Origin of the sequence: Kordia sp. (genome assembly GCF_022447245.1) — a bacterium.
Taxonomy (GTDB): domain Bacteria; phylum Bacteroidota; class Bacteroidia; order Flavobacteriales; family Flavobacteriaceae; genus Kordia.
Window position 1 is genome coordinate 1 of record NZ_JAKVBC010000003.1, and the last position, 16,537, is coordinate 16,537.

Sequence of the window (16,537 nt, forward strand, 5' to 3'; positions counted from 1 at the left end):
TAATTCTGCAAAACTTATAGACATTATTAAAAAAGAAAGACCATCTCTATTAAAATATATTTCTGAATTACAATCTGAAGCTTCTGGTCGTGAAGATTTAGCTGTATATAAACGCAATCAAACCTTGTAACTATTTTGTATTTATCAAATTCGCAAATAATAATCACTCCACAACTATTACACTTCCCTCCTACACTTCGACAAACTCAGTGTAAAATCGTCGCAAAAAAAATGTTTACTCGCGTCATTCTTATTTGATATAGAAGTGCTCGTGAATGCTACGCATGTCATTACCTTTAGTGAAGAAACTTTTATGTAATAACTTTTTTAAAAATTTAAAGTGTAAACTTTGCTTTTTCTCTAAGCAAAGTAACATAACGCGAGAACATTATAACACATTTTATATATATTTATAATCAGTCATTATGCAAAATTGCTTTTGTGTCGTTTTTAAATTAAAAACCCTTACAAAACATAATGATTGGTTACTTTGTTTGTTTTGAAAAAATTTTAGTATTCATCCTTGAACTTTCAGCTTCTATAAAACTCAGCAAATACTTTAATGATAGCATCATGGTCTGTAACAGCACACATTTCTCTAATGCTATGCATCGATAACATTGGGTTTCCAATATCTATGGTTGGTATACCAATTTTAGCGGCGGTCATAGGTCCAATGGTAGATCCGCAGCCAATATCATTACGGCTGCAGAAGTCTTGAAAAGGAACACCTGCCTTAGTACACCATTGCTTGAACTTCGCTATTGAAAAAGCATCTGTAGCATAGCGCATGTTGGCATTACTTTTTATAACGGGTCCAGCACCCAACTGTGGTTTGTGATGGCTATCGTGCTTATGAGGATAATTAGGATGTACCGCATGTGCCATATCAGCTGATATAAAAAACGAACGTGCTATGGTTTGAAAATAGGTTTCTTCATTTGATGATATGTGACCATGAATGCGTTTTAACGTAGCTTCTAAAAAGTTAGAATTAGCTCCATTCTGCGATTCTGAACCAATTTCTTCATGCTGAAAATACGCCGCTATTTGTACTTTGTTATTTTCAGTTTCAGATATTTTTAAAGCTTCAAATGATGCGTGAACACTGGCTAAATTATCTAATCTAGGAGCAAAAACAAACTCTTTGTTAATACCTCCCAAACTTGATTTTTCAGCGTCAAACAAAAATAAATCCCAACTGAGTATCGTTCCAGAAATTCCTGTTTCTTTTTTTATCCAATCTTCAAAATTTAGGTCTTTTTCAAGTCCGATCACAGGAAACATATGCTCTTGTGGGTTGGGTTTAAATCCCTGCTTATTCACTTCCCTATCTAAATGTATTGCTAAACGAGGTATGCGTAACCTTTTTTCTATTTTAACTATTCGTTGTTCTAACTGACCATGTTCATTTTCAATAATTATTCGGCCACCAAAATACAGGTCTTTGTCAAACCAACTCGTTAACAATACACCTCCATATATTTCAATATTCAATACTTGAAAGCCTTCTTTTGTGGAAATAGGATTGTTTTTTATTCTTAGGCAAGGCGAATCGGTATGTGCTCCAATAATAGAAAAAGCATAGTTATTTGTCCATTTTTGAGGTGTTTTAAAGATGATAATGGATCCATCGGCTCTTGTTACAAAATACTTCCCTCCTTCTTCTAACGACCAGTTGGCTTCTTCCTTTAGCTCTTTATAATTTTGTGTTAATAATTCATTTTTTAAATTTTCTACAGCGTGGAATGCCGTTGAACTTTGATCTATAAATTCTAAAAGGCTTTGAGAATAAGACATGTAAGGTGTTTTTGTGTAAATTTAGATAAAACACCAAGGTACTTAAATTCTCTTTTATAGTCTATTGTTTTATGTGGATTATTATTTGACAATTGCAGGGATAATAATTTCAGAAATTTGAGTCATGAGTTCATCTTCTCGATCATGACCAGAAACGACAATTGTCAAATCAAGTTCTTCAATCACTATGACACGTTGTCCGCCGCCGCCCCAAGCAAATGTTGCATTGTAACTTTTATGACCAACCTTTATGAGTGTTTGATACCAAAAATAACCGTAACGATAGTCTTTTGGCATCCAGTCTTGAGTTGGTTTTACAATGCCGCTAGTGGCTTTGTCCAGATATTCAGCAGAAATAAGCTGCTCACCGTTTAATTTTCCGTTATTAAGAACTAAATTCCCCAATTTGATCATGTCGCGAGACAAGAATTTTACACGCCAACCAGCTTCAGGCAAACCGCTAACATGATTTGTCCATTCATATGCTGTGATGCCAAGTTTGTCCAGTATTTCAGTTTTTATAAAGTTTTCAGCTGTTCCTGGCACAACGGCATCAATAACCGTCATTACTAACATTGGATTGAAATTACCGTACAGATATTTCTGAGATTCTTGGGTTACAGGTTTGCTTTGTTCAAGAAGTGTCTGAACCAATCCCTGCCCTTTTAATCGAACAGAATCGTTCTCAAACTCTTTCCATACTTCGCTATCAATAGTTAATCCTCCATGCATGGTTAATGCTTTATGAAGCGTGATTTTTTCGGCACCTTTGGTGATTTTTTCAAGATCAATATCTTTTAGAAAATGAATCAAAGGTTTGTGTAGATCTTCCATAGATAAATACCCTAATTGAATAGCTCTACCCAAAATCAAACTGGTATATGCTTTTACTGCAGATGCTTGTCCATGAGGCAAATTGATACGCCCTTTTTTATAATAGGATTCAAAAACTAATTTGTTCTTGTGTGAAATGAGTAATGCATCATAATTTCCATGCTTACCCTCAAAAATCTCTTGAGAAAGTTTGAGGATTGCCTGTTGGTCATTACTTTTCACCGATAATGTATCCACTGACACACCATCTTTTCTGTCTTCTGGTGTTGTACTGACATATGCATTATTGAGATGTGGAATATCCCAGAATGAAGCTTCAAAGTTATCATTTGAAATAGGACTCATTAAGGATGATAGCCAAGTTACACTACGTACCACAGTCATAGGGAATGCCGTTCCATGATCACCATCAATCACTACTTTTAATACCGCCAAACCACTATCTCTTCTGTTTTTTAATATACTAACAAATTCATCGATAGGTTCTTCCATATCTTTTTCTAATGAACCGCGTGAAATAAAAACATTGGCTTTTATACTAGAATTTTTATTTGATGCCTCGTAAGGTCCAAATTTTGAATTAAGCTCGGATAGATACGAAACCTCATTTTTTATGGATGGACTGCCAATAATGTAATTGTTAAAAGTATCTGGTTGCGTCAATAGTACATAAGCGCCAAATTCACCGCCCATTGAATAACCGAAATACGTACGACTGTTTGGGTCAGTTCGATACGTATTTTCAACATAGGTAATGACATCATTTCGAATAAAGTCTAAATGTTTTTTTCCTTGTCCTAATTGATATTTTTTTTGAATTTTAGGATTGTTTGATTTGCGAAAACTATAATCTCTAAATCGACTCACATGTGCTCCTCTCTCTTTTCTTAGATCTTCATTGATGTCCAATTGCCATGAGATTCCGACTAGAATAACATTTTCTAGCATGTATTCTGTAGAACCTGATAACATTTCGAGATGCCACATTGCATCCGTGTAATAAATCGCAGGATACGAAATATCCTTATTTTCTGAATAATCTTTAGGCAATTTTATATAAAGTTCATAATTTCTTTTCGTCTGAGTAGCTTTTATTGGAACTACTTGAATATGTGATAATTCTAAAAAAGAGCTTTTTTTATTTGATGTAAATCTTTTTGCACTATTTTTCTGAGCAAAGGCAGTATTTGTTATTATAAGAAGAATTAGAAGTAGTAATCCTGTTTTATTTTTCATAATTACTTTTTTATAAAAATTCGGTATCCATAATTAATTGTTGAATAAAAGTAGCATATAATTCTCGCTAACAATTTTAAATAGGACAAACAGCGCAATCAAATGACAAACTCATTTCATCATTGATATATGGCTTTCATAAGAAATTATAAAAACTTGCATTTTTATATAGTATTTTTACACTCTTTTAATAGAAAGAATGTATGTTTAAACAGTCATTGAAGAACACAATACTCCTTAATATAGGAGCCTTTTTATTGGTACTCATCCTTGAAGTATTGAGTGTTTGGGCAATTAAGGATAAGTTTGATACAGATTATTCTTTTTACTTGCATAGTGTTAATTTTACTATTGCCATTATGGGTGTTATTTGGATCAATCATTTAGTGTTGATTCCCTATCTTTTTGATAAGAAGCGCTATTTTTTATATACAATACTTCTTTTTGGGAGTCTGTTTTTGGGTGCATACATGAAAGCTTATGCAAAGGATGGTTGGTATGGTGTCAACAAGATGATTTTTTTTCTAATATATACTACCGGAACAGGAATGGCCGCTTTTTTTGTGAGAAGAAATATACTATTCAGAAAAGAAAATGATGAGAAAGAAAGTTTGCAAAAAGAGATGGAACTTAATTATTTAAAAGAGCAGGTGAATCCGCATTTTTTATTTAATTCATTAAATAGTATTTATTCGCTTTCCAGACAACAATCGCCTGAAACTCCTGATGTGGTGATGCAGCTTTCAGAATTAATGAGATATCAACTAGAAAGCGCTAAAAAAGACACCGTTTTATTGAAAGAAGAGCTTGAGTTTATAGAAAATTATTTATTACTTGAAGAAAAAAGACTGAGTAAACGCTGTAGTATTGAATTTTTGATTGAAGGCAATTTGGCCGATTTAAGGATTGCTCCAATGCTACTCATTCCATTTGTGGAAAATGCTGTTAAACATGGTGCTCAAAGTACGAATGAACAAAGTAAAATTGATATTTCTGCTTCTATAAAAAATACCTCTATTCATTTTAGTGTGGTTAATTCAAAACCATCCATGGTTTCTGAATCGAAAAGAAAAGGAATGGGACTTGAAAATGTGAAAAGGCGTTTAAATCTCTTATATCTTGATTCACATGTGTTAGAAATTGATGACAAAGAGAACTTATATCGTATAAATCTGGTTGTTGATTTAACAAGTTTAAAATATTAAAAATAGCGTAATGATTAAAATTGGTATCGTTGATGATGAAACACTCGCACGCAAAGTGTTGGAAGATTATTGTTCTAAAATTGATAACTTCGAATTAGTAATAAGTACAGGAAATCCACTGGAATTTATCAATTTTACTCAGCAACATGAGATTGATCTTATTTTTCTTGATATAGAAATGCCCGAACTCAATGGTATGGAAGTTTTACGATCTATGATAAAACCACCAAAAGTTATTTTAACTACTGCTTATTCTGAGTATGCATTGGAAAGTTACAATTATGGCGTCGTAGATTATTTGTTAAAACCAATAAAACTTGAGCGCTTTTTAAAGGCTATCAATAAAGTTTCTGCTTCAAAAATAATAGAACCTAAAAAAAATACGGTTAGTAAAGATCTTCAAATAAAACATGATGGCATGCCAGTCAATGTTCCATTGAATTCTATTTTGTACATTCAGAGTTTTGGAAATTATTTGAAAATATTTACCGATTCAAGAATGTACTTAATCTCTGAAACACTCATTAATATTACTACGGTATTGTCTGAAAATTTTCAACGTACACATAAATCATACATTGCCAATTTGAACAGAGTTTCAAAAGTAAGTAAAACCAATTTGTTAATAGAAGATAAAAAAGTACCTGTAAGTGCTATGTATAAAGTTATAGTCTTTAAAAAATTGGAAGTTTTAGCGAAATTATAAAATATGCTCTTAGATTTTAAACGATTGCTCTTCATTCCTACACTACAACAAAGTTTATCTTGATTTTGCTAAAAGTTCCGTGTAAATTTATTGCAAAAAAATGCTTGATTTAAGTATTTTAATTTGATAAATACATACTCATGAATATATCTACATCATAATTATTGATAGTGTATCTAGTATTTCTTTTGATAATTCAATGATATCATTTTCATGCATAATTCAACACTATTAAATACGAGAAACTCTCACTTTTTTCTTTTTTAAACGTGTATTGTTTGTTTTTTGGATGACTTCTTTAACTTTGGAAGCCTTCACTGCTACAAAGGCGCAATCACTTTTGAGCTCAATCATCCCCAATTCGTCTTTGTTTAGATTTCCTTGTTTCATAAACAATCCTGCAATATCTCCTTTGGAAATTTTGTCTTTTCTTCCGCCAGATATGAATAGGGTTTTCCAACCAGAAGGTTTTGGTCGTTTTGTTGCAGGAATTTCTTCGATAACTTCTACTTCAGAAATAAAATCAGGAACGGTTTCTTCTTCCCACTGCAATACAAAGGCAGTTCCTTCCGCATGCATACGTGCAGTTCGTCCATTACGATGTGTGAATTCTTGACTTTTTACTGGCAATTGATAGTGAATAATAAACTTGATTTCTGGGACATCAATTCCACGTGCTGCTAAGTCAGTTGCTATAATAAGTTGATGTGTTCCATTTCTAAATTTGATCAATGCGCGTTCACGATCTTTTTGTTCCATTCCTCCATAAAAACAACCATGTGGAATACCATTATGATTGAGAAAATCACTTACATATTGAATGGTGTTTTTAAAATTACAAAAGATAATTCCTGGCTGATTCGCCATTAACGAAATGGTATTCAGTAAGGTATCTAATTTGTCTTTAGTTGGAGATAAAATGCGCTTTACATCCAATTTGGCAATTTTCTCCCCTAAATAATTGATCGTTAATGGGTTTTTCATTCCGACAAACTGCGGAATTTCCATGTCTTTCGTAGCCGATGTCAGCACTCGTTTTTCAATAGTTGGCAGCAACGAAACAATATCTTTCATTTCATCTTCAAAACCAACTTCCAACGATTTGTCGAATTCATCTAAAACCAAGGTTTTTAGATAATCTGTACTAAAGGTTTCTCTACGTACATGATCTGCAATTCTCCCAGGTGTTCCAACTAAGATTGCTGGACGATGTTTTAAATCAATTTTGTCTTTGGAAAAGTTACGACCTCCATATACTTCATTGACTTTGAAACCAGTTCCCATCTCACGAGTTACCTGAGATATTTGAATTGCTAGTTCTCGCGAAGGTGCTAAAATTAGGGCTTGTACTTCTTCCAACGTTGGATCTAATTCCGCAATTAGAGGCATTAAAAAAGCCAAGGTTTTCCCTGTTCCTGTTGGTGATAACAGAATTGTATTGGGATGCGAACTGATTGCTAATTTCGCTTCTTCTTGCATTTCATTAAGCTTTTCAATGCCTAATTTAGCTAAGATATCAAGTTGATTTTTAATGATTTTTGACATGCTGCAAAAGTACAGCTATTTCAATGAATTGAACAATTAAATAATTTAAAGATACAAAAAACAAAAGCGTTCTATTTTTCTACTTCTTTGAATTCGTAAATTAATAATTGACTTTGAATGTTCATCGGTAATGCCAAGAGTTTTTTCTCAGGAATGTATAAAATATCACCAACACTTCTTCCAACAGTTAAAACATCTTCTACTTCACCTTTGGTATTGATTTTCATAATTTTACCAGTACGCCAAGCAGAAATTAAGAGGTTTTGTTTATCATATACTTGCACGCCATCTAGGTTGCCGAGTGTATCTTGAGAGACTTTTGCAATTGCTTTAGATTCCATATTCACTTTTAGGAAGTTTCCACTTTGCTTTTGTTTTCCTTCTGGTCCTACCATATTTCCCCAAGCAGCTACATACATATCATTATTCACTTGTAATAATCCATTAGGATGTTCTAAGTCTTCTGATTGTAGCCATTGTGAAAATGTTCCATCAGGTTTTAGCACATAAATGGACGAGTTTCCTGTGTCTGAAACGTAGACAGTTCCGTCAGAAGCTACATTTACGTCATTTAAAAATACAGTTCCTTCTGTGGTATGTCTGTTTAGGACTTCTCCAGTTTTTAAATCGGCTTCTACTAAAACGGTAACGTCACTAACATATAATTTATCATTGGTAATCGCAATTCCTTTCGGATCATTCAAACCTTTTACAAACGTTGTATCTATCACTTTTCCATCCAATGAAACTTTAGCAATACTTCCATCGCCTTCTTCACTGTTTCCAATTAATGAAGCTAGCAACAAATTTTCTTTTTTGTTGTATGCAACAGATTCACAATGCGTTAATCCATTTATTTCATGTGAAAGTTTAGGTTCTAATTTTATGTTTTTTTCTATTGTATTTGTTTCTTTTTTGGTCTCTTTCTTTTCACTTTTACAAGCAATAATACATAAAGAAAGTAGTGCGATTTTAAAGATGTTTTTCATGAATCGGTTTTTAAAAATTACCTCTAAAATACAGAATCAAATTTAAAATTTATGATGAACTTTTAGTATTTTGCGAAATATGAGAACTTTCCAACAATACCTATTATTTACATTCAGATCTGTCCTATTTTGGATACTCGCCTTTTCTTTTATGATTGTCATTCGCTATTTCGGCATTTTTGAGGAAAAAGGTGTGAGTATTCTTCCTAAATATGAACTTCCGATACAGGATTTATTGTTGTATGTGGGCCTGTCTTCAATTCCTTTTGGAGTTTTTTATGCTGCGGTAGAGTTTTTGTTTGATCGCTATTTGGCTAAAAATTTGTCATTAGGCATTATTATTTTCACAAAGACGTTTTTATATCTTGTCACACTGATTCTTCTAGTGAGTTATGTGGTAGAATATACTGGTTATATGTTAGATGTTTCATTGTCAGATGAACGTGGTTGGTGGCGCACCAATAAGACTTTTTGGTCCATTATGATTTACTTTGTTATTGCGTCACTGGTATTTTCTTTTATCCGAATTGCTAATGAGAAATTTGGTCGAGGCGTTTTTATTAAAATGTTATTAGGAAAGTACCGAAAACCACAAGAAGAGAAGCGAATTTTTATGTTTTTAGACTTAAAATCTTCTACAACATTTGCTGAAAATTTAGGACATTATAAGTATAGTCAATTGATTCAAGATTGTTTTTATGATTTGAATCGAATTATAAGCAAGTATGATGCAGAAATTTACCAATATGTTGGAGATGAAGCTGTTTTAAGCTGGAAATACAAACGTGGAATTAACCGTAATAATGTTGTAGCATTATATTTTGCTTTTAATGATCGTATTGATAGTCGTAGTAATTATTATCAGGAGAAATATGGTCTCATACCACAATTTAAAGCAGGAATTCACGGAGGAACATTGATGGTTACTGAAGTGGGAAGTGTAAAAAAGGAAATTGCTTATCATGGAGATGTAATCAATACAACAGCAAGAATTCAATCGCAATGTAATACCTATAATGCCAGCGTTTTAATTTCAGAATCGTTATTGAGAGACTTGAATTTACCAGAAGAATATATTACAAAAAACATTGATGACTTGCTACTTAGAGGAAAGGCGCAAACCATCAATATTTATAGTATTGTAAGAGAGTAACTTACTAAATTTCATCACTTCTTCTTCTCTACTTTTAAGTTTTTGTTAGATTCAGTTAGCTGTTTGTGTCTAGCCAGATATTTTTTTCCATTTTGCATCAGCGCGACTGATTAATGGTTTTTCTTCTGTGATTCGGTAACGGTACACATTTGTATCATTTTCAATATCCCAAAAACTCACTTTTGTTACTTTTTCCATAAGCTTAAAAATCAAATCATCGGAACTTTCATATGCTATATCCAATCCGTTGTCTGTGTTCTTTCGGACTTCACCATTAGATTCTGTAAGGATTTTAATTCTTTCTATATTTTTATAATAAAATACCATCATAGGCATGGAAATTCATTTAGCGAGAAGAACAAAGTTTCGCAATTAAAAGATACTTGCCTTGCTTTGAGTGAAATTGCTAAATCAAATGGAATAAATACCAAGGTAGCATTTTAAAAAAAGATAAAATCTAAGTATTCATAATCAACATGTAAAGCTTCCTCAAAATCCAATTCTCTATCAAATTTTAAAGAGTTACAACTAAAACGAAAAGCAAAAGAATCAATTTGTTTCTGCTCAAATTTCTTATTAATTGCTATGCCTGTAAATATAAATCCCAATTTCTATCTATTATCTTTAAACTTATGATAATCTATTCTAAAAATCAAAACGTTAATCGGTATCATCTAAAAAAAAGAATTCATTTATGGGTTTTTGAAAAAGCTCGCTGAGTTTTAACGACAATAACGTAGAAGGCACATAATGTCCTTTTTCAATTGAATTGATTGTTTGCCTTGAAACACCAATTTTCTTAGCTAAATCGTCCTGTGTAAGATCTAAAATAGCACGTTCTATCTTAATACGATTCTTCATTATTGTTTTCTTTTTAACATGTGAAAGAGTACAATATACATAAACAGCATAAACAAAAGAATTTGAAAATCGCCAAAATCTTCTAATATGTATTGGTCTTTATTTGTGAGTATGTTTGCGATGTAATTTATTAAAGGTTGTATCAATGTATAAATTACACCTACAACAAACGCCATTGTGAATGCTTTTGTTCTTATACTCTGAATCATTTTATTCTCCACCTTTTCTCTAGATAAAGCAATGATTAACAATGTGATCAGTAAACCACGTTTTGGAATGTATTTTACAGTGTCTGAAGCTTCTATATCAAATATTTTTATAGAAATAATGGATACCAATTAAGCCAGATACATTTCGTTAAAAAAATCAAAAAATCACCTGTGCTTTACAAAATGTAAGGTGTATTTGTCATTATATCAAAAATATTTGTCAATCAATAAAAAAATATATCATGGCGCAAGAAACATTTTGCGAAGCTAAAAATCGCAGACTAGAAAAGTTAGGTGAAATTTCATTACCAAATGCATTCAAAAAAACAGGAATAATTTTATTTGTACTACTATTGGTTCTTAGGTTCACTTATACACTGAGACTTGCTTAGACTTTTTTTAGCTATTTTTATAAACTTGCTACATCCAATTTGTATTTAGGTTGATTATTCTCATATGCGAAGAGCTTGGAGTAATCCATAATGTTAGCAATGTCTTCTAACTTGCATAAGTAGGCAATAACAGCAGTAAGTCCATTGAAGAGTATTTCCTTATCTCTAGGATTGTCTGGTTTTTTTCTGGAGTGATGAATAGGAAGTTCGTAACCACAAGCTTCTAGAAAAACGGCTTCTATTTTTAGGATTTCCTGTGGTGTATATCCGCCAAATTTACGCCCAAAGCTTTGGTGTACTTTTCCAACATAATTGAGTCGCATAGATCCATGATCGTCTGAAAGGTGTTTCCAGTTATCATTATTATCCAAAATATTACCGACAGCACATTGCTTACAACATTCAGGATTGATCATGTTATTATGAAATGCTTCGTACAGTTTTCGTATTGCGTCTTCGAATCGTTTTGAAAGTATCATATCACCAATTTTTCTGTTCACAAAAGATACAAAAAAGCCAGAAAATAATCTATTAAGAAATATGCAGGAAGTTGTAAATTGGAATTTATCTAAATAGATGTTGCAAAAACTACTCTTCTTTTACAATAATCATAGTTGCTTTGACACCAGTAGTTAAGTTCCACTCATTTGCAGAAATAAGTTGTCCTTTGTCATCGTATACTCTGAATTCAGCAGTATTTGGTCCGGATGAACCTTGATTTAAGGCTTGAAAATCTATTTTATTAAAGCCTCTTTTTAGTGTGATGTCTAATTTTTTATAGGCAGCTTCTAAGCGGATATTTTCAACAACAACAACATCATTTACATACACGCGTACTCTGTCTCCATCAACAAATTCGTGATCTCTACACACGATTTCAACAAACTTTCCATTGCTTTTAAAATCACCTAAGTACTGTTCTACTTTGTATTCTGGACGAATTTCTTTGTCCTTGTTGTTTAATTTACGTTCAAACTCCTTGTTGCGCGTTACGTATTGTTCTTTTCCAATAAAGTCAATTTCTTTTTCTTCTTTGAGAGAAGCTCTTTTAGATTTAGGCAATTGAATTAAACTAGAACGCTTGTTAACCAATAGACTCGGTACTTTAAACTCCATAAACGTTGGACCATCTTGTGGTTTTAAAGGTTCTTTGGGCTTAGGAAACGATAGTTTTATTCTACCTTTTGTAATATCAGCATCGGTAGTTTTTGTTTTTGTACTATCTTTTTGCGCATGCAAAGTCATCATCCCGCAGAGGAGACAAAAGAAGAGAACTCTAAGTTTAAATTTTAAATGATTCACGGGCAAAATAGCTGATTTTTTTGATCAATTGTAATGATACAACACAATATTACGCATTTTTTCAATTACTCATTCAGATATTAACACACAATTATCATTCCAATTTACAATTGTCAGATCCATTGAATTTCAGCAAGTTCTAAATGCACGATCTTTTTGATTCCTAAATTGATATTTTTTCGCTTCCAAAATCCACTATTTGGATGGTGCACTTGATATTCTACATCAATTACACGTGATAGTTCTTGTGAAATAATTCCTTTAAAAGCACTTGTACTTCCATTGATGTAGTAATCAAATTCATACTGCTTTAAAAAGTTCATAAAATCATTTCTATATTTTAGATTGATCCAGCCATAAAACCAAAAGTTTAAACGTGTTTGACTGCTTCCTGTTTTTCCTAATAAATAATGTAATGAGGTTTGATATGGGACTAATGTATAAAATGTGACTTGAAAATTTGTCAATTCTTCCTCTGAAATTCGGTTCATCAATTCTAAAAAACCTGTCTTAAAGCTCTGAAAGTATCCTGCAAGTGGATTCATAGCTCTGAAATCATTTTTGTAATCAAACTCATTCTTATCAGGTGCTTCTACTGTAAAAAGAACTTTTGTATAGTGTGTATTTTCTGTTGGTTCGGCTTGTGGTTTGCCATTTTCAATCCAAAAAGTCCAAGGTTTCACCAAATGAGGTACTCTAAAAAAGCGGTCTTTGATAATAACAAAATCACTTTGCACATCAAAAAACTCTTCATTTTCATTCTTAATCAGCTTAAAATCATCAATTTTAAGACTTGTAACACGTTTGCTTTTTCTGTTGTATACAGGAATTGTTTGAACAATTTTCATATCGGGGAATACTTTTGCAGTGCATATTTAAGTAATCTTCTTTAGATTGAAAACTATTTTTTTTAACAACCAATTTGTTAATTTCTTTTTTGAGGTTTCTAATGAAGAAATATATGAGTGTATTTTAGGCTAAAAATACCCCATAAAAAACGTCCCTAATATTGCAAATCAAGGACGTTACCTGGTCAAAATATTTAAGCCGAATTGACCAGTATGCGAAAATTATTAACTAAACAGCAAATTAATGTTAATTCTTCTCCTACTAAAGATACAAAAAAAAAGAGCCCAATTAAGGATTGGGCTCATAAAAACTTGTTAAAGTTTTTTTATAGTATTGCTGAATTACAAACCTACTACTTTTTATTTTTTGTAGGAAATTATTTTTTAAATAAATATACTTTTCTTAAACCTTTAACGATTTTATTAAAAAAAATGCAACGTGTTAAGAGCTCAAATTTCGAAAAATTTAAACGAAAAAAGAGGAAATCATAGCAGTTGATAGCAGTTTTAAGAATAGAGTGATTATTTTTCTTTTGAACTCAAACGATCACTGACAAATTCTACTTTGTTTTTACCGTGTGGTAGTGGATTCCCATCTATATCTAGGTTTACCATTACAATATTATCGATTGTTAAAATGGTTTCATGTGTCATTTTATTACGCACTTCGCATTTAAGTCTGATCGATGATTTGCCAAATTTTACGACTTCTATTCCTATTTCAATGATATCTCCTTTTTTTGCAGAACTTCGGAAGTCTATTTCTGACATATATTTGGTTACTACTTTCGGATTTTCGAGTTGTATAATGGCGTATAAAGCAGCTTCTTCATCAATCCATTCTAATAATCTTCCTCCAAATAAAGTTCCGTTAGGATTCAAATCTTCGGGTTTTACCCATTTTCGTGTATGAAATCTCATGTTTTTTGGGGTTTTAGCTTTTGGCTTTTGGCCAAGTTGTTACTATACTTTTTAAATCAAAATATAAACTATTTAACTTCTGATATCACAAAAATACAAGCTCCTTTCCTCCTATTCTACCGTTTTAGATAGAGTTTAACAATACAGAATTCAATTCTTTTTATACTTATTTAAAATAGTGTTTGCGGTTTTATAGGTGTTGTAATTGTTTTAGGAATTATTAGTTTTGTTCCTAATCTTTCGTTGAGTTTTCGAGTAAAATAAGCAGATAACAAAGGTGATTCTTCTTCTAAGTTTTGATGAATAAAGAAATGAATGTTTCGCAGACCTTTAGCTATCCAATTTTCTAAACGATTTACCCAATCATCTAATCGTGTATAATCGCTTTCATGATTGGCACCTACATATCGTATGAATGCTTCGTTGTTGGTCATTCGCATGTGCATGATATCACGTCTTCCTGCAGTATCAACCAAAGTATTTGCAATGTTGTTTTCTTGTAATAGTTGGTATAATTCGTTCGCTACTTTTTCATCATTGAACCAATCTGTATGGCGAAATTCAACTGTAAGCGGGACATCTTTTGGCCAGAATTCTACAAAATTGACTACTCTGTCAAAATCTTTTGGAGAAAAATTAGAATGCATTTGCAAAAAGATAGTTCCCAATTTATCTTTAAGATGCGAAGCGTTATACAAATACAAGTCTACCAATGCTTCAGTGGCTTGCAAGCGCTTCCAATGACTTATTTCTTGTGTGATTTTTGGAAAAAATTTAAAACCTTCGGGAGTTTTGTCTCGCCATTTTTCAAACTGTTCCGCTGGAAACATTCTGTAAAAGGTTGCATTGAGTTCTATGGCGTTAAACTGTGTGGAATAATATGCTAACTCGTCTTTTGTGCCTCTTGGATAGAATCCTTTTAAATCTTGACGATTCCATTTGGCACAACCAATATAAATTGAAGGTGTTTCTTGGTTTTTATACTGTTGGAATACAACTTCTGTTTCAGGATGATCTTGTGGTAAGGTAAAATCTATCAGTTCTGGATTGGTAACTTTTCCAAATTTCATTAGTGTTGGATTTTGTAAAGGATAAAAATACGGAATTCTGACAGGATTTTTTAGGCGATTGATTTTTTATATTGTTAATAAGATAGTTAACAAGTTGTTTATAACCTGTTGAGAATTAACATCTATTATCTCTATTTTTAAATAAAATTTAGTGTTATGAACGATCGAGAAAATGATTTAGTCAAAGCGCGCCCGCAAATTTCTCCGAAATCTATTTCTGAAAATATGTCAAATGACGAGCGCTTTCAAAATTCCACACTTCGGCCAGTTATCAAACTTCAAAGTCCTTTACTTATTGCTGCTTTTCGAAACTATATTGCTAAACGAAAGAATGTTTTTTACGATTTATCTACAGAGAAACGTTTGCTGTATATCGAAAATGCCATTCAGAAAGATATGAAGTTTCGCAATTCGTTGAAAGGTATGATTATTGGGCAGTTTACACTTGTAGAATACCAAACATATATCCAAAATTCGTCACCTTTGAATAAGCGAATGATGAATATTGTTATTGAACGTTTGAAAGATAATATTCTACTTTTTGAAAAAGATATTGCTTTCACTGCCGTTATCTAAATATTGCGAGGTAATTTTTTGAATTGCTCCTAAATTATAGCACATTTTCAATATCTTTGAAACTTATTTATTAGAAGAAAAGATATGAAGCGTTTCACTATTGCATTTGTGGTCATTGTAAGTACATTTTTTGTTTCCTGTAATTTTTTTGGACGAAAACAAGTTCAGGCTGATGGTTATCGAAATATTTCTTTAAACAATAACAAATTTGCTTTTGAATATTGGTTAGGTTCTCATCCTGAAGCTAATGACAAAGATTCATATCATTTATATATTAAAAACGATTCTGCTCAATTTTTTAAAAATACTTTAAAAGGTTTCTTTACAGATTCTTATGATCCAAAAGTGGTTCAGGCAATAACGGTTTATACCGATACCATTTTTGATAAAATTGATGTTGCGTTAAATTCAAATAGCATTTCAGGTGTACAAGTACATTATATTGAAGATTCACATTTAAAAACAAAGGTGTACAATCACAATAACGATCAGCTGCAACAGATTGATGATTTATATTCTTTTGTAGATTATTTTTCACCGAAAGATGTTCATGATACTTCCAAAATATTCAAGCATGCTAAGAACAGTATTTTTATTCTTGTAAATCCTTAAATGACTGCAAAATACGAAACTGGAAAATCGAACTACGATAAGAATTTAGCAGATTACAAGCTAAAGAATAAGTAAAAACACAAAGCTTATTTATTTGAAAAAATGTGTTTTAGCTAATTTTTACAAACATTTAACTACTTTTTTAGCTGTTTAGTTTTACATGATTTATTTTTCATTACTTATATAACCTAAATTTTTAAATTATGAAAAAAGATCTTTATCCAGTTTAAAATTAAAAAAACAGACTATTTCAAATCTTGACAATCAAATTAAAGGAG

17 protein-coding genes are annotated in these 16,537 nt (G+C 31.8%); 6 read left to right on the plus strand and 11 right to left on the minus strand.

Going from position 1 to position 16,537, the window contains the following annotated elements; genetic code table 11:
* Positions 1 to 531: 531 nt before the first annotated feature.
* Positions 532 to 1,800 carry a M18 family aminopeptidase gene (locus MK119_RS02640; RefSeq protein WP_290670602.1) on the minus strand — a complete coding sequence of 423 codons (1,269 nt, stop codon included), beginning with the start codon at positions 1,798 to 1,800 and terminating at the stop codon, positions 532 to 534.
* 81 nt (positions 1,801 to 1,881) lie between these two features.
* Entirely contained in the window at positions 1,882 to 3,870 is a 1,989-nt protein-coding gene (locus MK119_RS02645; protein WP_290670605.1) for a serine hydrolase, read from the minus strand.
* A gap of 218 nt (positions 3,871 to 4,088) precedes the next feature.
* Between MK119_RS02645 and MK119_RS02650 the strand changes: the two genes are divergently transcribed.
* Both MK119_RS02650 and MK119_RS02655 read left to right on the plus strand, forming a co-directional pair.
* Complete coding sequence (locus MK119_RS02650) at positions 4,089 to 5,075, plus strand: histidine kinase (RefSeq protein ID WP_290670608.1); 987 nt, start codon at positions 4,089 to 4,091, stop codon at positions 5,073 to 5,075.
* Between the two features lie 10 nt (positions 5,076 to 5,085).
* On the plus strand, positions 5,086 to 5,781 hold the full coding sequence (locus MK119_RS02655) for a LytTR family DNA-binding domain-containing protein (protein WP_290670611.1): 696 nt from the start codon (positions 5,086 to 5,088) through the stop codon (positions 5,779 to 5,781).
* A 231-nt stretch (positions 5,782 to 6,012) separates the two neighbouring features.
* On the opposite strand, the gene MK119_RS02660 is transcribed toward MK119_RS02655, so the two are convergent.
* Positions 6,013 to 7,326: a DEAD/DEAH box helicase gene (locus MK119_RS02660; protein WP_290670614.1), complete on the minus strand. Its 1,314-nt coding sequence runs from the start codon at positions 7,324 to 7,326 to the stop codon at positions 6,013 to 6,015.
* 71 nt (positions 7,327 to 7,397) lie between these two features.
* Positions 7,398 to 8,315 carry a hypothetical protein gene (locus tag MK119_RS02665; RefSeq protein ID WP_290670617.1) on the minus strand — a complete coding sequence of 306 codons (918 nt, stop codon included), beginning with the start codon at positions 8,313 to 8,315 and terminating at the stop codon, positions 7,398 to 7,400.
* A 79-nt stretch (positions 8,316 to 8,394) separates the two neighbouring features.
* On the opposite strand from MK119_RS02665, the gene MK119_RS02670 reads away from it, so the two are divergent.
* On the plus strand, positions 8,395 to 9,468 hold the full coding sequence (locus MK119_RS02670) for an adenylate/guanylate cyclase domain-containing protein (RefSeq protein ID WP_290670620.1): 1,074 nt from the start codon (positions 8,395 to 8,397) through the stop codon (positions 9,466 to 9,468).
* Between the two features lie 69 nt (positions 9,469 to 9,537).
* On the opposite strand, the gene MK119_RS02675 is transcribed toward MK119_RS02670, so the two are convergent.
* The 5 genes from MK119_RS02675 to MK119_RS02695 form a co-directional block, all read right to left on the minus strand.
* Positions 9,538 to 9,798 carry a hypothetical protein gene (locus tag MK119_RS02675; RefSeq protein WP_290670623.1) on the minus strand — a complete coding sequence of 87 codons (261 nt, stop codon included), beginning with the start codon at positions 9,796 to 9,798 and terminating at the stop codon, positions 9,538 to 9,540.
* Positions 9,799 to 10,128: 330 nt separating this feature from the next.
* Entirely contained in the window at positions 10,129 to 10,329 is a 201-nt protein-coding gene (locus MK119_RS02680; RefSeq protein WP_290670626.1) for a helix-turn-helix transcriptional regulator, read from the minus strand.
* Positions 10,330 to 10,947: 618 nt separating this feature from the next.
* Positions 10,948 to 11,409, minus strand: coding sequence for a Na(+)-translocating NADH-quinone reductase subunit F (locus MK119_RS02685; RefSeq protein ID WP_290670629.1), 462 nt, complete (start codon positions 11,407 to 11,409; stop codon positions 10,948 to 10,950).
* A gap of 109 nt (positions 11,410 to 11,518) precedes the next feature.
* Complete coding sequence (locus tag MK119_RS02690) at positions 11,519 to 12,232, minus strand: hypothetical protein (RefSeq protein ID WP_290670632.1); 714 nt, start codon at positions 12,230 to 12,232, stop codon at positions 11,519 to 11,521.
* 113 nt (positions 12,233 to 12,345) lie between these two features.
* The gene (locus MK119_RS02695) at positions 12,346 to 13,080 is read right to left on the minus strand and encodes a hypothetical protein (protein WP_290670635.1); all 735 of its coding nucleotides are present in this window, start codon (positions 13,078 to 13,080) and stop codon (positions 12,346 to 12,348) included.
* A gap of 213 nt (positions 13,081 to 13,293) precedes the next feature.
* Between MK119_RS02695 and MK119_RS02700 the strand changes: the two genes are divergently transcribed.
* Positions 13,294 to 13,572, plus strand: a complete 279-nt coding sequence (locus tag MK119_RS02700) for a hypothetical protein (RefSeq protein WP_290670637.1) — start codon at positions 13,294 to 13,296, stop codon at positions 13,570 to 13,572.
* Between the two features lie 30 nt (positions 13,573 to 13,602).
* Here the strand turns inward: MK119_RS02700 and MK119_RS02705 are convergent, their stop codons facing one another.
* Both MK119_RS02705 and MK119_RS02710 read right to left on the minus strand, forming a co-directional pair.
* Complete coding sequence (locus MK119_RS02705; RefSeq protein ID WP_290670639.1) at positions 13,603 to 14,001, minus strand: hotdog domain-containing protein; 399 nt, start codon at positions 13,999 to 14,001, stop codon at positions 13,603 to 13,605.
* 170 nt (positions 14,002 to 14,171) lie between these two features.
* Positions 14,172 to 15,071, minus strand: a complete 900-nt coding sequence (locus tag MK119_RS02710; RefSeq protein ID WP_290670642.1) for a DUF72 domain-containing protein — start codon at positions 15,069 to 15,071, stop codon at positions 14,172 to 14,174.
* A 156-nt stretch (positions 15,072 to 15,227) separates the two neighbouring features.
* Here MK119_RS02710 and MK119_RS02715 point away from each other — a divergent pair, with 156 nt between their 5' ends.
* Positions 15,228 to 15,647 (plus strand): glyoxalase, encoded by a 420-nt coding sequence (locus MK119_RS02715; RefSeq protein ID WP_290670645.1) that lies wholly within the window; start codon positions 15,228 to 15,230, stop codon positions 15,645 to 15,647.
* Positions 15,648 to 15,731: 84 nt separating this feature from the next.
* A complete protein-coding gene (locus tag MK119_RS02720; protein WP_290670649.1) occupies positions 15,732 to 16,259 on the plus strand; it encodes a hypothetical protein in 528 nt (175 codons plus the stop codon).
* The last annotated feature ends 278 nt before the right edge of the window (positions 16,260 to 16,537 follow it).